Origin of the sequence: Atlantibacter sp. (assembly GCF_032062175.1) — a bacterium.
Taxonomy (GTDB): Bacteria; Pseudomonadota; Gammaproteobacteria; order Enterobacterales; family Enterobacteriaceae; genus Atlantibacter.
Genome location: NZ_DAMBQK010000008.1, coordinates 132,127 through 148,081 on the forward strand (window position 1 = coordinate 132,127; position 15,955 = coordinate 148,081).

Genomic DNA, 15,955 nt, shown 5'->3' on the forward strand with positions numbered 1-15,955 from the left:
ATTTACTTTTGATGACAAGGGTTGTGACTACAGCACCATACCGCCCACGATAAAGCCGAGGATGACGCACAGCGCGATGGCGACAACGCCCGGGATCAGGAAGGCGTGGTTAAACACGTATTTACCGATACGGGTTGAGCCGGTGTCGTCCATTTCGACTGCCGCCAGCAGCGTCGGGTAAGTCGGCAGCACGAACAGCGCGGAAACCGCAGCGAAAGAGGCAACAGCGGTGAGCGGACTAACGCCCAGCATCAGCGCAGCCGGCATCAGGGCTTTGGTGGTCGCCGCCTGGGAGTACAGCAGGGTAGCCGCGAAGAACAGCACCACCGCCAGCAGCCACGGGTAGCTGTTCAGCAGGTCGCCCGCCACAGCCTGGATGTCTTCAATGTGGTGTTTAACGAAGGTATCGCCCAGCCACGCCACGCCCAACACGCAAATACAGGCGCTCATACCGGATTTGAACGTCCCTGCGTTAAGGATGTCGCCAGTGTTGATTTTGCAGGTCAGGCAGATCAGCGTTGCCACGGTAAGCATGAATACTACGATCGCTTCGTTACGCGGCAGCACCGGATTCGCGATCAGGCCCACGGTCGGGCTAATGGCGGTGGCATACAGCATAACGGCCACAATCCCGATCAGGAACAGCATCACAGCGCGTTTGGCGTGCGGTTTGATAACAAACGCCTGCGTGCCGCGCAGGCTGACTTCGCCACGGGCTAAACGCTCCTGGTAAACCGGATCGTCTTTCAACTCGGCACCCAGGAAGTTACACAGTACGGCGGTCAGCATTACGGCTACCAGCGTCACCGGAATACAAATGCCCAGCAGCGTCAGATAGCTCACGCCCAGCGGCTCAAGGATACCGGCGAAGAACACTACCGCTGCAGAAATCGGCGACGCGGTGATCGCAATTTGCGAAGCGACAACGGCGATAGACAGCGGACGGGAAGGCCGGATGCCCTGTTCTTTCGCCACTTCGGTGATGACCGGCATGGTGGAGAACGCGGTATGGCCGGTCCCTGCCAGGATGGTCATAAACCAGGTGACCAGCGGTGCAAGGAAGGTAATGTATTTTGGATGACGGCGAAGCAGTTTTTCCGCAAGACTCACGAGGTAATCCATCCCGCCGGCAACCTGCATTGCAGCGATAGCGGCGATAACCGCCATGATGATCTCGATAACGTCAAACGGGATTGCCCCGGGTTTAATTTGAAACATCAGGGTCAATACCAGAACGCCCAGACCGCCAGCAAAGCCAATGCCTATGCCGCCGAGCCGGGCACCGAGGTAGATCGCCAAAAGGACTATGACGAGTTCAGCACCAAACATAATGCGCTTCCTTGTATTTTAACGAGTTGATAATAAGTTGTTGTATTTTGGTATCCGCCAGAAACGAAAAAGGCACGTCACAAGTGACGTGCCTTTTGCAGTATTACGAAGAACTCTTACTGTTCGCTTTCATCGGTGTAACGTTTTGCCTTATAAGCCGGGTGCATCAGATTATTCACGGAAAAAATATCGTCAAGCTCTGCTTCAGTGAGCAGACCACGTTCAAGGACGACTTCGCGCACACTCTTACCGGTTTCGGCACAGATTTTCCCGACAATATCGCCGTTGTGGTGGCCGATAAACGGGTTCAGGTAGGTGACGATACCGATGGAGTTATAAACGTAGCTTTCACAGACTTCTTTGTTTGCGGTGATACCGTTAACGCATTTTTCCAGCAGGTTGTAGCAGGCGTTAGTCAGAATGTGAATTGACTCAAACATGGCTTCGCCAATTACCGGCTCCATCACGTTTAGCTGCAACTGACCGGCTTCAGACGCCATCGTTACGCAGGTGTCGTTACCAATCACTTTGAAGCACACCTGGTTAACCACTTCCGGCACAACCGGGTTCACTTTCGCTGGCATGATGGAAGAACCGGCTTGCAGTTCCGGTAGGTTGATTTCATTCAGGCCCGCGCGTGGACCAGAAGACAGCAGACGCAGGTCATTACAGATTTTAGAGAGTTTGACCGCCAGACGTTTCAGGGCGCTGTGTACCATTACGTAGGCGCCGCAGTCGGAAGTGGCTTCAATCAGGTCTTCTGCAGGAACCACCGGCAGGTTAGACACTTCAGCCAGTTTCTGTACCGCCAGATGCTGGTAGCCGTCCGGGGTATTCAGGCGAGTACCGATGGCGGTTGCGCCGAGGTTCACTTCCAACAGCAGTTCTGAGGTACGCAGCAGGTTTTTGGTTTCTTCGTTCAGCAGTACGTTAAACGCATGGAATTCCTGGCCGAGGGTCATCGGCACCGCGTCCTGCAACTGGGTGCGGCCCATTTTCAGGATGGTTTCGAACTCAACGGCTTTGCGCTGGAATCCATCGCCCAACTGGTTGATCGCGTCCACTAATTTAACGATGGAGGCGTAAACCGCGATGCGGAAGCCGGTCGGGTAGGCGTCGTTAGTGGACTGGCATTTGTTAACGTGGTCGTTCGGATTAAGGTATTGATACTCGCCTTTCTGATGTCCCATCAGTTCCAGGCCGATGTTCGCCAGCACTTCGTTGGTATTCATGTTTACAGAGGTGCCTGCGCCGCCCTGGTAAACGTCTACCGGGAATTGATCCATGCATTTCCCGTTGTTCAGCACTTCATCACAGGCAGCGATGATGGTGTTCGCAATACTTTTAGGAATGGTTTGCAACTCTTTGTTGGCCATTGCAGCCGCCTTCTTCACCATCACCATTCCGCGAACGAATTCCGGTATGTCGCTGATTTTGCTGTTGCTGATGTAAAAGTTTTCAATCGCTCTCAGAGTGTGTACGCCGTAGTAGGCCTCCGCTGGAACTTCCCTGGTACCCAACAAGTCTTCTTCGATACGAATGTTGTTTAACATGTGAACCTTCTTTCTCAAGCTGACGAATGTTTTACCAAACTCACAGAATATATGTGGTTATGGAGGATTAACGACCGACAAATATCTCCTTATTCGGTCTGATACCCATGATCATATGCTGTTATCCGCGAAAAGCCGTAATCTGGATCACTTATTATGGGCGTTGTTGCATTACATTTATTAATCTGTGAAATAGGTCACCGCTTAACAATTTCTAAAAAAAATGTCTCGGCAATCCGATTGAAAACTGGCTATGGCGTCGCCATTTCCTGATGATGCGTGAGCAAACTTATTCCTACAGGCGCGTCAGCGCCTGTTTTATTCACAGGAGAACACTGTGCGTTGGTTACCTTTTATTGCTTTTTTTCTCTACGTCTATATTGAGATTTCGATTTTCATCCAGGTTGCCCATGTCTTTGGCATCTTTATGACACTGGTACTGGTGATTTTCACCTCGGTTATCGGGATGTCGCTGGTGCGTAACCAGGGATTCAAAAATTTCATGCTGATGCAGCAGAAAATGGCGGCGGGCGAGAGCCCGGCGGTAGAAATGATCAAAAGCGTCTCGCTGGTCATCGCCGGTTTCCTGTTGCTGCTGCCCGGCTTCTTTACCGACTTCCTCGGCCTGTTGCTGCTGCTCCCGCCGGTACAAAAGCATCTTACCCTCAAGCTGATGCCGCATTTGCGCTTTAGCAAAATGTCTGGCGGCAACAGCGGTCAGACTTTCGACGGCGAGTACCAGCGTAAAGACGATACCTCGAACCGCCTCGAAGACCGCGATCGCGACGATCGCTAAAAAAGTTAAATTTTTTTCTTCTTCCCCCCTTGAAGGGGGGAAAACCTAACCCCATCTCTCAGGGCACCAGCCGGAAACCCAGTGGGTTACGGCGTTACCCGAAAACTAATACGGACTTTCTCAAAGGAGAGCTCTCAATGAATATTCGTCCATTGCATGATCGTGTGATCGTCAAGCGCAAAGAAGTTGAAACCAAATCTGCTGGCGGCATCGTTCTGACCGGCTCCGCAGCGGGCAAATCTACCCGTGGCGAAGTACTGGCTGTAGGCAATGGTCGCATCCTGGAAAATGGCGAAGTGAAGCCGCTGGATGTGAAAGTTGGCGACATCGTGATTTTCAACGATGGCTACGGCGTGAAAGCAGAGAAGATCGACAATGAAGAAGTGTTGATCATGTCTGAAAGCGACATTCTGGCAATTGTTGAAGCGTAATTACACGCGTTAACTCACTGAACGAACGAATTTAAGGGAAAGAAACAATGGCAGCTAAAGACGTAAAATTCGGTAACGACGCCCGTGTAAAAATGCTGCGTGGCGTAAACGTACTGGCAGATGCAGTGAAAGTGACCCTGGGCCCGAAAGGCCGTAACGTGGTTCTGGATAAATCTTTCGGTGCACCGACCATCACCAAAGACGGCGTGTCCGTTGCGCGTGAAATCGAGCTGGAAGACAAGTTCGAAAACATGGGCGCGCAGATGGTGAAAGAAGTGGCCTCTAAAGCGAACGACGCTGCGGGCGACGGCACCACCACCGCAACCGTACTGGCGCAGTCCATCATCACTGAAGGCTTGAAAGCGGTGGCTGCGGGCATGAACCCGATGGACCTGAAGCGTGGTATCGACAAAGCCGTTCTGGCTGCGGTTGAAGAGCTGAAAGCGCTGTCCGTACCGTGCTCTGACTCTAAAGCTATCGCGCAGGTGGGTACTATCTCCGCTAACTCCGACGAAACCGTGGGCACCCTGATTGCCCAGGCGATGGAGAAAGTGGGTAAAGAAGGCGTTATCACCGTTGAAGAAGGCACCGGTCTGCAGGACGAGCTGGACGTGGTAGAAGGTATGCAGTTCGACCGTGGCTACCTGTCTCCGTACTTCATCAACAAGCCGGAAACCGGTTCTATCGAACTGGAAAGCCCGTTCATCCTGTTGGCTGACAAGAAAATCTCCAACATCCGCGAAATGCTGCCGGTTCTGGAAGCCGTTGCTAAAGCAGGCAAACCGCTGCTGATCATCGCTGAAGATGTGGAAGGCGAAGCGCTGGCGACCCTGGTGGTGAACACCATGCGCGGCATTGTGAAAGTAGCTGCGGTGAAAGCACCGGGCTTCGGCGACCGTCGTAAAGCGATGCTGCAGGATATCGCTATCCTGACTGGCGGTACTGTTATCTCTGAAGAGATCGGTATGGAACTGGAAAAAGCCACCCTGGAAGACCTGGGCCAGGCTAAACGTATCGTGATCAACAAAGACACCACCACCATCATTGATGGCGTGGGTGAAGAATCTGCAATCCAGGGCCGTGTGACTCAGATTCGTCAGCAGATCGAAGAAGCAACGTCTGACTACGACCGTGAAAAACTGCAAGAGCGCGTAGCCAAACTGGCTGGCGGCGTTGCGGTAATCAAAGTCGGCGCAGCCACCGAAGTTGAAATGAAAGAGAAAAAAGCACGCGTTGAAGATGCCCTGCACGCCACCCGTGCTGCGGTTGAAGAAGGCGTGGTTGCTGGCGGCGGCGTTGCGCTGATCCGCGTGGCGTCCAAACTGGGCGAACTGCGTGGCGCGAACGAAGACCAGAACGTGGGTATCAAAGTTGCGCTGCGCGCAATGGAATCCCCGCTGCGTCAGATCGTGCTGAACTGCGGCGAAGAGCCGTCAGTTGTGGCTAACACCGTGAAAGCGGGCGACGGTAACTACGGTTACAACGCGGCCACCGAAGAGTACGGCAACATGATCGAAATGGGTATCCTGGATCCAACCAAAGTAACCCGTTCCGCTCTGCAGTACGCAGCCTCTGTTGCTGGCCTGATGATCACTACCGAGTGCATGGTTACCGACCTGCCGAAAAGCGACGCGCCTGACTTAGGTGCTGCTGGTGGTATGGGCGGTATGGGCGGTATGATGTAATTTAATCTTCATACTTCACGCTGTGGATGCGGCGTGAAGGCGTCGATTAAATAGCAATTACGCTTAAAATGTGAAACCCCCGGTCAGAAATGGCTGGGGGTTTTTCTTTTGTTCATGTTTTTAGTATAAGGTCTTACGGATAAGAGTTGTCCCAGTCTACCAATAACGAGGAATAACATGCGCATTACAGTCTCAGCGGGAATGGTTGCGGCGGCGCTGCTGCTTGCAGGATGCAGCACGGGTAATCAGTTATCGAGCGGTGGTCAAAACGTTCGTTTTGTAGAAGATAAACCCGGTGCGGAGTGCCAGTTGCTGGGTGCTGCCACGGGCGAGCAAAGCAACTGGCTGTCTGGCCAGCATGGCGAAGAGGGCGGTTCTATGCGCGGCGCGGCTAATGAATTACGTAATAATGCGGCTGCGATGGGTGGCAACGTGCTGTATGGGGTATCCAGCCCTGGCCAGAACCTGCTTTCCAGCTTTGTTCCTACCGCCAGTAAAATGGTCGGCCAGGTCTATAAGTGCCCGAACTGATCAAATTAGCCCGGACCTGATGCGATACAAAAGGGAATGCGTTCCCTTTTGTATGCCGGAAACGCTAGTGTTTTGCCGGGTCGCGAAGCGCGGCGACACACAGACGATGCAGTGAATCCAGGCACTCCTGTTTTGTCAGCTCACTGCCTGACGGTGTTATTTCACTACAAAATATCTTGCAGGGACGATTGGCGATCTTTCTTAACCGGCGGCTAAACTTCATCGCGCGTTGAGCAATGCCCTGTACTTCCTGCGAGCCAGACATCACATTGGTTTTAATTACCGCGCCGCAGTAACCGTCATGTTCGGTATCCTGCTGATATTTATAAACCACCAGTAAATATCGATTAAAGAGGGGTAATTTCCAGGGGTGTGGATTATAGCTGTCATATTCCATCTTGCCGTCTTTTAATAAATCCATATCATACAAAGCAATAAAGTCGAGCATTGAAGAGACGGTTAATAAAATATCTTTAAAGCCTGCGTTGTTAATTGCGAAGATAATTGCCCGGATAATCACATCGACCTGATTATCATTAATAACCAGAGAGACTTTCTCAGCCGTCCGGGAAACGATTTCCAGTTCAACGCCGGATGCGTTAACCACCGCACTGATTGCCGTAACGCGCGAGGCCTCGTTCGCCGCTTTCAGCTCTTCTTGATGTAGAGCGGGCGCATAGCGCAGCATCTCAGGTTGACTGCTTTCCTGCGGTTGCTCAAAAGACTCGGCCCGGCTCTCAAGTACATGCAATAAATCTTTTAATTGCGGGAGTGAAAATAAAAAAAGGTTTTCCGTCTCGTCGGTGCGGCGTATTTTTAACGCCAGAGAGACAAACTGTTTATTCTGGCAAATAACGCCTGAATTAATTCCTTTTATGATGGCTGGCATAGTGACTCTCAAAATAATTACCCCGGGCTATGGCTACAGCACCGGGAGAAATTTGATTAATAGTTTTGAGAAGCTAGCACATCCCTGTGCGCGGAAATAATCCGTTTCCAGACTTATTTCCGCACCGGGTATTAACGCTGTCGTAACTGTAAATCCAGCGGTGTTTTACTGGGTTCACCGCCGATCTCGCGCGCCAGTTTCGGCACCATATAACCCGAGACCAGCGTCAGCAGTTCGCGCATGATGTTGCGGGCGTCGTCATCGCTGACCAGAAAATGCGCCGCGCCCTGTACATGGTCCAGCACGTGAAGGTAATAGGGCATCACGCCTGCATCAAACAGCGCGTTACTGAGCGCTGCCAGCGTATGCGCATCGTCATTCACCCCACGCAACAGCACGCTCTGGTTGAGCAACGTCACGCCTGCCCGGCGCAGTTGCGCCATCGCTGCGCGAAACGCCTCATCAATCTCATTGGCATGATTGATGTGGTTCACCAGGAGTATTTGCAGATGGGATTGGTCAAAGCGCGCCGTTAGCGCGTCGGTGATGCGTGCCGGGATCACAATCGGCAGGCGGCTATGAATACGCAGCCGTTTGATATGGGCAATGCCTTCAAGCTGGGTGATAAGCCAGTCGAGTTCATGATCTTTTGCCATCAGCGGATCGCCGCCGGAAAAAATAATTTCATCCAGCTCAGGATGCGCGGCGATGTAATCCAGCGCGGCCTGCCAGTTGCGTTTGTTCCCCTGGTTATCGGCGTAAGGAAAATGGCGACGGAAGCAGTAGCGGCAGTTAACCGCGCAGCCGCCTTTCACCAGCAGCAGCGCGCGATTGTGGTACTTGTGTAGCAGGCCTGGCACCACGCTGTGTTGTTCTTCAAGGGGATCGGTGGAAAACCCCGGCGCCATGATGAACTCTTCGCGCGAGGTTAAAACCTGCCGCAACAAGGGGTCGTTGGGGTTGCCTTTTTCCATGCGCGCCACGAAAGCACGCGGCACGCGCAGAGCAAAAAGCCGTCTTGCTTCACGCCCTGCGAGGAGATCTTTATCCGCTTCTATATTTAAAACATGCAGAAGCTCGTCAGGATCGGTTATAACATCGGCGAGTTGCGCTAACCAATCTTCTCTGGAAGGGGGGTTTAGGGTTACAATGTCTGCCATTTTTTTGGCTAAGCTACCAGTTAACATATTCAGAGGGCCTTATGGCGACTTATTCTAGCAACGATTTTCGTGCCGGTCTTAAAATCATGATGGACGGCGAACCCTACGCCGTAGAATCCAGCGAATTCGTTAAACCGGGTAAAGGTCAGGCTTTTGCGCGCGTTAAGCTGCGCCGTCTGCTGACCGGCTCCCGCGTAGAAAAAACCTTTAAATCTACTGACTCTGCTGAAGGCGCAGACGTAGTCGATATGAACCTGACTTACCTGTACAACGACGGTGAGTTCTATCATTTCATGAATAACGAAACCTTCGAGCAGTTAGCGGCGGATGAGAAGGCCATCGGCGATAACGCGAAATGGTTGCTGGATCAGGCTGAATGCATTGTGACGCTGTGGAACGGTCGTCCGATTGCTGTACAGCCGCCGAACTTCGTTGAGCTGGAAATCGTTGATACCGATCCAGGCCTGAAAGGCGATACCGCAGGTACCGGCGGCAAGCCTGCAACGCTGAGCACCGGCGCGGTTGTTAAAGTGCCGTTGTTCGTGCAGATTGGTGAAGTGATCAAAGTGGATACCCGCTCTGGCGAATACGTATCCCGCGTGAAATAAATTTTACGTCTGGTTCGCGGCGTGGTTCTCCACGCCGCCGTTTGCAGGAAGCTATCGAACGTGAACCGTATTTTTAAACCTCTGCTTGTAACCTTTCTTCTCTCGCTGTTGTTGAGCGGCTGTAATACGGCGCGTGGATTCGGCGAAGACATTCAGCATCTTGGCGGCGCTATTGAGCGTGCGGCGAAGTAATCTCTAATTCTCCTAAAAATCTTTACTTAACCTTTACTTCCCAAGTTTTTGGCTATGCTTAAGTAGCTATACACAAAAACATTGGCTATTAAAGGATAAGGTTATGATCAAGAAAACAATTGCTGCGTTCTTTTCATTAGTGGTCCTTTCATCACTGCTGACTGCCTGTAACACCACCCGCGGCGTTGGTGAAGATATTCAGGATGGCGGTAGCGCCATTTCTGGCGCAGCAACCAAAGCACAGCAGTAAGACTGCAAGACGGCGCGGCGCATCTGCTGCCGTGCCGTTATATTTCTGCCAGTTCTGTCCCACGGCGAAATAGCGTAAAGCGATTATCCGCGCCCAGCTTCATTCGAATATTGCGTTTGTAGGTGTAGACCGTCTTCACGGTGATTTGCATGCATTCGGCAATACTCTCGTTACTGTCCCCTTTTTTCCACAGTTGCAGGATCTGTTCTTCGCGTAGTGTCAGCAGCGAGGCGATGTGCCGGGCATCGACTTTGGCATGCGTGCGGGTCAGGGCATTTTGCAGCGCTTCATCCAGCGCTTCCAGCGAACAGGACTTATCGGCGCTGAACCAGATATCCTGGGTGGCGCAATAGTTCTCTAACTGCGCCGATCGCGCGGCAGGCAGCAAAATAAATCGGGTTTTGGCAGAGCTGGCGGCAAAAATGGATGAGAGCTGATCGATATGGTGCAAGTTGTGTAAGAAGCCGTAGAAATCGGCAATAACGATATCGGGTTTCCATTTCATGTACTCCCTGGCCCGCAACAGATCGTCTGTGTGAACAACGTCTGTGGATAACGCAGATTCGCTAATGAGTTGGGCCAAACCTGTACGGCTGTAGTAACAACGGTCTATCACTAAAATTTTAGGCATACATGATTTCTGAATACTCTGCGGCTATGTACTAGCCTCCTGGACGCGTCAGCTAATAATAAAGAATAATCCTAAAAATTAACCCGCGAGTTACGCTGAGATACTCCGCTAATTCTGGCGTTAAATGAGGGAGATAACGTAACGTAAAGTAAAGAAGTTGATTTTGGCGGCGCGGATGAGGATGATATGCCACTCTTATCGATACCTGACGGGACGACCCGTTAGCGTTTGTTCAACAGGGGACGGCCCCGCACTATGGAGACCGTTATGTCCTGGATTATTCTACTGATTGCTGGCCTACTGGAAGTGGTATGGGCGGTTGGCCTGAAGTACACCCACGGTTTTAGCCGATTAACCCCGAGTATCATTACCGTCACCGCGATGATCGTCAGTATTGTGCTGCTGTCATGGGCGATGAAAACCCTGCCGACCGGCACGGCTTATGCGATATGGACCGGCATTGGCGCTGTCGGGGCCGCCATTACCGGAATGGTGCTCTTAGGTGAATCCACCAGCCCGGCGCGTATCCTTAGCCTGGCGCTGATTGTGGCGGGGATTATCGGCCTTAAACTCAGTACCCATTAAGGTTTCTGCCTGACCCAAATCAGTTTTTCAACTTTGAAGCCCTGCCGGGTCGCGGCGCTTAACATCTGCTGTTTCACCTCGTCGCTGATGGTTGGCGTACGGGACAGTATCCACAGATAGTCGCGATCCGGCCCGCAAACCAGCGCATGTTGATAATCCTTATCCAGCGCAATCACGTTATACCCGCCATAGAAGGGCCCAAAGAACGACACTTTCAGCGCCGCGCGATTCGACGAACCGGTGAAATACGCTTTACCTATACTCTGCTGCCACATCCCACGATCGGGGTTAAACCCGCGGTTAATAACCTGAATTCCGCCGTCATCCATAGTGCTGTACGTGGCGGTGACCTGCTCTAAACCGCGTTCAAAGCTGTGGTCGAAGCGGGCGATTTCATACCATCTGCCCAGATAGCGTTTAGCGTCAAAGTTTTCCACTACGGTAACGCCTTTCGGCGGAGTCGGGGAGCTACAGGCGACAACCAGAAACGCGACGGCGACAGTGGTGATAATGGGTAGGATGCGCATAGAGATTTCCTTAGACGTTTTTTTTTAAGTGTAGATTGCGTCCCGGAAAACGCGCCCGTGCGGCGCGTTAAGATTTTTGCTCTGCGGCAATCATCGCCGCGACATTCATAATCGCGGCGGGTGGCTGCTGATGGCGGATCTGGTTAGCCATAAAGCGCATATACGGATCCATGTGGCTGAACATCGCCTTGTAACCCGCGCACAGATGGTTATGCCAGCGTTCACCCACCTGGCGGATGCGGTGTTTTGGACAGCCGCCGTGACAGGCGAAGCGCCACTCACATTGCTGGCACAGCGATGACACCTGCGCTTTCATCATCCCGAACTTACGCTGCTGCTTGCCGCCCGCCAGCGCGGCCAGATTATCGGTGCGCAGATTGCCCAGCCGGTGCTCCGGGTACACATAGTGGTCACAGCTGTAGATATCGCCGTTCTGCTCCACCACCAGCCCGAAGCCGCAGGTGGATTGCATTACGCACAGCGACGGTTTTTCCCCAAGCCAGGCGGCCAGCGCGCTATCAAACAATTGAACGTAAACCCGCCCTACGTCGCGCCGCACCCAGTAATCAAAGACAGTATTGATAAACGCGCCCCACTGCTCGCCGCTGACTGACCACTCGGTCACCGCGCCGGTTTGCTGTGGATACAGCAGCTCGCCGTATTTTTCGTGAATCGGGCGCTGTTCCACCGCCGGGATAAACTGCACGTGTCTGGCACCCAACTCCTCGGTAATAAACCGATAAATTTCCAGCGGCGCTTCGGCGGTGGCGTTGTTCACCACCGTCAGCACGTTCACCTCGACGCGGTGCTTTTGCATCACCGCCATGGCCTGCACGACCTTGTCGAACACCGACTTTCCGCCGCGCGTTTTGCGATAGCGATCGTGAAGCCAGGCAGGACCGTCAACCGATAACCCGACCAGAAACTGGTTACGCGCCAAAAATTCTGCCCACTGCTCGTCAATCAGCACGCCGTTGGTCTGCATACTGTTACGGATGATTTTGCCGCCAGCGTACTGTTTCTGGTACGCCAGCGCTTGTTGATAAAACGCCAGCCCGGCCAGCGTTGGTTCGCCGCCTTGCCAGGTAAATTCTATTTCCTGCGCCGGGTTGGCTTCGATGTACTGCTTCACGTAGCGGCGCAGGGTATCGTCATCCATATGGCGGGCGGCCTTCTTCGGCTTCAGCGTGCCCTGTTCTTTCTCCAGGTAGAAACAGTAATCGCAGGCGATATTGCACTGGTAGCTGACGGGTTTCGCCATAAGGTGGAATGCTTTATTCATAATCGTCCCGTCCTGAAGAAGAAATGCCAACGCGCGAAAGTGATCTTAATCACTCTTTAGACATTGGGGATTGACAGTAAGCCATGCCTGTAGAAATAATAATTTCACAAACATAAGTTAGCAATGAAATTTAATATTCAAATTAATTACACCAACACCAGGGATACACCATGAGCAAACTTTTTGCTGGTGCACAAAATCTGGGCAAGTCGTTTATGTTGCCCATCGCCGTACTTCCCGCAGCGGGTCTCCTGCTGGGGATCGGCGGCGTTTTTTCTAATCCGATTACCATTGAAACCTACTCTCTACTCGACAATGCCGTGCTGCAAGCCATTTTCACGCTGATGAAAATGTGCGGCAGCGTGGTGTTTGATAACCTGGCGTTGCTGTTCGCCGTGGGGATCGCGGTCGGGCTGGCGCGCAGCGATAAGGGCACAGCCGGATTAGCCGCCGTGCTGTGCTTTATCGTGATGAACAAAGCCATCAACGCCATGCTGTTTTTAAACGGCACTCTGGCGACGGAAAACTTCGCCGCCGTGGGCCAGGCGAGCGTGCTGGGCATCGTCACGCTGCAAACCGGCGTAATGGGCGGCATTATCAGCGGCCTGCTGACTGCCTGGCTGCATGGGCGATTCAGTAAAACTGAGCTACCGAACCTGCTGGCGTTTTTTAGTGGTTCGCGTTTTGTCCCCATCGTCACCTCGTTTTTCGCAATCCTGCTTGGCGTGCTGCTGTTCTGGATCTGGCCGCCGGTGCAGGCGGGCATCACCCACCTGGGCGGGCTGGTGGAGAAAACCGGTTATATCGGCACGCTGTTCTACGGCATGATCCTGAAATGCCTGATCCCGCTTGGGCTGCATCACCTGTTTTACCTGCCGTTCTGGATGACCAGCGTGGGCGGCGAAATGATGGTCAACGGTCATTTGGTTCAGGGCACCCAGAAAATTTTCTTTGCCCAGTTGGCCGATCCCAGCGTGACGCAATATTACATCGGCGTGTCGCGTTTTATGGCCGGGCGTTTCGCTGACTTTATGTTTGGCCTGCCGGGCGCGGCGCTGGCGATTTACCACTGCTCAAAGCGCGAAAATCGCACCAAAGTCGCCAGTCTGATGCTGTCAGCGGCGCTGACCTCATTTGTTACCGGCATTACCGAACCGCTGGAGTTCGCCTTTATGTTCTGCGCGCCGCTGTTGTATGTGGTGCACATCGTGCTGACCGGCGTGGCGTTTATGCTTACCCACGTGCTGGCCATTACCGTTGGGCAGACCTTCTCCGGCGGCCTGATTGACTTCTTACTGTTCGGCGTTCTCCAGGGCAATGCCAAAACCAACTGGCTGTTAATGCTGCCGCTTGGCGCGCTAATGTTCTGCCTCTACTACTTCTCCTTCCGTTTCCTGATCCAGTGGCGTCAGTTGAAAACGCCAGGCCGTGAAGACGAACCCACTGCTGATGCCGCGCCGGAAGTCGGCGATAAAGCCGCTCGTCCATCGATGATCGTCTCCGCGCTGGGCGGTCGGGAAAACATCCTTGATGTCGACTGCTGCGCTACCCGGTTACGGGTCACGGTCAAAGAGCCGGGGCGGGTCAAACTGGACGACTTTAAGGCTTCCGGTAGCCGGGGCGCATTCCTGCGTGGCGAGGGCGTGCAGGTAGTATTTGGACCGCATGTCACCCTGATTAAAAACGAAGTGGAAGAGTATTTAGGCCTGTAACGGCGTCGCTTGCGCGGCGAGAGGATTGTATGAAAGCTGTAATGTTGATGTTTGACACCCTGACCCGTCATCACCTGGCCCCGTATGGCGGCACGGCGATCACCCCGAACTTTACCCGGCTCGCCCGCGAGTCGGTGCAGTTCGACAATTTCTTTGTGGGAAGCATGCCCTGTATGCCTGCACGCCGGGAACTGCACACCGGGCGGTATAACTTCCTGCACCGCAGTTGGGGGCCGCTCGAACCCTTTGATTTTTCGATGCCCCAGGCACTACACAAACAGGGCATTCATAGCCATATGGTCACTGACCATAAGCATTACTGGCGCGACGGCGGGGCGACGTACCACACCCGGTATTCCACCTTCGAGTTTATTCGCGGCCAGGAGGGCGACTGCTGGATTGGTCAGGTCGAAAAACCCACCATCGCCTGGCAGGGCCAGGAAGATCAAGAAACCTTTAAGCGGCGCAGCGGGCGCATGACCCAGGATCTGATCAACCGCTCTGCGATGCCGGGAATTGAAGAACACTATACCCACCGCACCATCAAAGCTGGGTTAGACTTTATCGAGACCAATAAAGATCAGGATAACTGGTTCCTGCAAATTGAGTGTTTCGATCCTCATGAGCCGTTTTTTGTGCCAGAGAAATATCTGGCGCAGTACGGCTGCAAGCCCGGCGAGTTCGATGGCTGGGTGCCTTACTACTGCGGCAGCCCCGGCGGCGAGAACGACGAAAAGGTGCGTAAGTTTTACCAGGCGCTGATCACCATGTGCGATGACTATCTCGGCCAGGTGATGGATAAGCTCAAGGCGAGCGGGCTGTGGGAGGACACGCTGTTTATCGTCTGCACCGACCACGGCTTCCTGCTGGGCGAGCACCAGTGGTGGGGCAAAAATATCATGCCGGTGTACAACGAAATCGCCAATACGCCGTTCTTTATTCGCGACCCGCGCTGTAAAGCGCAGGGCGAGCGGCGCAGCGCGCTGGCGCAAACCATCGACATTCCGGCCACGCTGCTGGATTACTTCGGTGTTGAAAAGCCCGCATCGATGACCGGCCAGTCGCTGCTGCCGGCGGTGCGTAACGATGAAAAAATTCGTGACTACGCGCTGTTCGGCTATTTCGGCGGCCATATCAACATCACCGACGGCCAGTACGTCTATATGCGTGCGCCGCGCGAAGAGAGTAAGCAGCATCTGTTCGAATACACCCTGATGCCGACGCGCATCGACAGCCCGTTTAAAATCAGCGAACTCACTGAAATCACCCTCCACCCCGGCTTTGACTTCACCCAGGGCGCGCAGGTGATGAAAATCCCGGCAAGCTTTTCGTACCTCAATCCGTGGCGCTTCGGCGATAAACTGTTCAATCTGCAAACCGATCCGCATCAGCAGCACAATATCAATAACGTGAGTTACGCGCTGCATTTCGCCAGGGCGATGATACCGGTATTGCAACAGCACGATGCGCCGGAGGAGTTGTATACCCGCTTCCAGTTGGACCAGCCGACGCTGGAACAGGAGCAGGCGTTCCAGACGTTGTGGCAAAGCGACGCGTGGCTGGCGCAGCGCGGCTATCGCTGCGAACACCGTGGCGTTGCCGAAGCGCTGCAATTTCTGGCGCGGGCACTGGCGGAGCAGGGCAACCCTGACGGCGATCTCTTTACCTGCTTCACACCGGAAACGCTGCTGACCGAATCCTCGGTATTTACGGCTATCGATACGCTCTTTGATGCTGAAAAGCAGGCGGCCCTGAATTACCAGGTCCGTTTACTGCTGCGGATTGACTGAGGAC

At 53.4% G+C, this 15,955-nt stretch carries 17 protein-coding genes; 10 read left to right on the top strand and 7 right to left on the bottom strand.

The features are described 5' to 3' along the window. Nucleotides 1-27 precede the first annotated feature (27 nt). Together RT120_RS09975 and aspA are read right to left on the bottom strand one after the other, a co-directional pair. Nucleotides 28-1,329: an anaerobic C4-dicarboxylate transporter gene (locus RT120_RS09975; RefSeq protein WP_312982251.1), complete on the bottom strand. Its 1,302-nt coding sequence runs from the start codon at nt 1,327-1,329 to the stop codon at nt 28-30. 116 nt (nt 1,330-1,445) lie between these two features. Beyond that, a complete protein-coding gene (gene aspA / locus RT120_RS09980; protein WP_312982252.1) occupies nt 1,446-2,882 on the bottom strand; it encodes an aspartate ammonia-lyase in 1,437 nt (478 codons plus the stop codon). Nucleotides 2,883-3,219: 337 nt separating this feature from the next. On the opposite strand from aspA, the gene RT120_RS09985 reads away from it, so the two are divergent. From RT120_RS09985 to RT120_RS10000, 4 genes are all read left to right on the top strand, one after another. Next, the gene (locus RT120_RS09985) at nt 3,220-3,678 is read left to right on the top strand and encodes an FxsA family protein (RefSeq protein ID WP_312982255.1); all 459 of its coding nucleotides are present in this window, start codon (nt 3,220-3,222) and stop codon (nt 3,676-3,678) included. A gap of 137 nt (nt 3,679-3,815) precedes the next feature. Continuing rightward, complete coding sequence (locus RT120_RS09990) at nt 3,816-4,109, top strand: co-chaperone GroES (protein WP_125294674.1); 294 nt, start codon at nt 3,816-3,818, stop codon at nt 4,107-4,109. Nucleotides 4,110-4,156: 47 nt separating this feature from the next. Further along, nucleotides 4,157-5,794 (top strand): chaperonin GroEL, encoded by a 1,638-nt coding sequence (gene groL / locus RT120_RS09995; RefSeq protein ID WP_312982256.1) that lies wholly within the window; start codon nt 4,157-4,159, stop codon nt 5,792-5,794. Between the two features lie 177 nt (nt 5,795-5,971). After that, complete coding sequence (locus RT120_RS10000; protein ID WP_312982257.1) at nt 5,972-6,325, top strand: DUF4156 domain-containing protein; 354 nt, start codon at nt 5,972-5,974, stop codon at nt 6,323-6,325. 64 nt (nt 6,326-6,389) lie between these two features. Here RT120_RS10000 and yjeJ read toward each other — a convergent pair whose 3' ends face one another. Both yjeJ and epmB read right to left on the bottom strand, forming a co-directional pair. Further along, on the bottom strand, nt 6,390-7,214 hold the full coding sequence (gene yjeJ, locus RT120_RS10005) for a YjeJ family protein (protein ID WP_312982258.1): 825 nt from the start codon (nt 7,212-7,214) through the stop codon (nt 6,390-6,392). Between the two features lie 131 nt (nt 7,215-7,345). Then, entirely contained in the window at nt 7,346-8,374 is a 1,029-nt protein-coding gene (gene epmB / locus RT120_RS10010) for an EF-P beta-lysylation protein EpmB (RefSeq protein WP_312982259.1), read from the bottom strand. Between the two features lie 41 nt (nt 8,375-8,415). On the opposite strand from epmB, the gene efp reads away from it, so the two are divergent. The 3 genes from efp to ecnB all read left to right on the top strand — a co-directional run bounded on the left by efp (nt 8,416) and on the right by ecnB (nt 9,424). Then, nucleotides 8,416-8,982 carry an elongation factor P gene (gene efp, locus RT120_RS10015; RefSeq protein ID WP_312982260.1) on the top strand — a complete coding sequence of 189 codons (567 nt, stop codon included), beginning with the start codon at nt 8,416-8,418 and terminating at the stop codon, nt 8,980-8,982. Nucleotides 8,983-9,051: 69 nt separating this feature from the next. Further along, on the top strand, nt 9,052-9,174 hold the full coding sequence (locus tag RT120_RS10020) for an entericidin A/B family lipoprotein (RefSeq protein WP_409515038.1): 123 nt from the start codon (nt 9,052-9,054) through the stop codon (nt 9,172-9,174). A 103-nt stretch (nt 9,175-9,277) separates the two neighbouring features. After that, a complete protein-coding gene (gene ecnB / locus RT120_RS10025; protein WP_002434063.1) occupies nt 9,278-9,424 on the top strand; it encodes a lipoprotein toxin entericidin B in 147 nt (48 codons plus the stop codon). Between the two features lie 37 nt (nt 9,425-9,461). Here ecnB and RT120_RS10030 read toward each other — a convergent pair whose 3' ends face one another. Further along, on the bottom strand, nt 9,462-9,929 hold the full coding sequence (locus tag RT120_RS10030; protein ID WP_312982262.1) for a LuxR C-terminal-related transcriptional regulator: 468 nt from the start codon (nt 9,927-9,929) through the stop codon (nt 9,462-9,464). A 393-nt stretch (nt 9,930-10,322) separates the two neighbouring features. Here RT120_RS10030 and sugE point away from each other — a divergent pair, with 393 nt between their 5' ends. Continuing rightward, nucleotides 10,323-10,640, top strand: a complete 318-nt coding sequence (sugE, locus tag RT120_RS10035; protein ID WP_183169828.1) for a quaternary ammonium compound efflux SMR transporter SugE — start codon at nt 10,323-10,325, stop codon at nt 10,638-10,640. On the opposite strand, the gene RT120_RS10040 is transcribed toward sugE, so the two are convergent. After that, entirely contained in the window at nt 10,637-11,167 is a 531-nt protein-coding gene (locus tag RT120_RS10040) for a lipocalin family protein (RefSeq protein ID WP_312982263.1), read from the bottom strand. The two genes, sugE and RT120_RS10040, sit on opposite strands and share 4 nt — an antisense overlap. A 67-nt stretch (nt 11,168-11,234) precedes the next feature. After that, entirely contained in the window at nt 11,235-12,449 is a 1,215-nt protein-coding gene (locus RT120_RS10045; protein WP_312982265.1) for an anaerobic sulfatase maturase, read from the bottom strand. A 170-nt stretch (nt 12,450-12,619) separates the two neighbouring features. Between RT120_RS10045 and RT120_RS10050 the strand changes: the two genes are divergently transcribed. After that, nucleotides 12,620-14,161 carry a PTS transporter subunit EIIC gene (locus RT120_RS10050; protein WP_312982266.1) on the top strand — a complete coding sequence of 514 codons (1,542 nt, stop codon included), beginning with the start codon at nt 12,620-12,622 and terminating at the stop codon, nt 14,159-14,161. Nucleotides 14,162-14,190: 29 nt separating this feature from the next. After that, nucleotides 14,191-15,951, top strand: a complete 1,761-nt coding sequence (locus RT120_RS10055; protein WP_312982268.1) for a sulfatase — start codon at nt 14,191-14,193, stop codon at nt 15,949-15,951. The last annotated feature ends 4 nt before the right edge of the window (nt 15,952-15,955 follow it).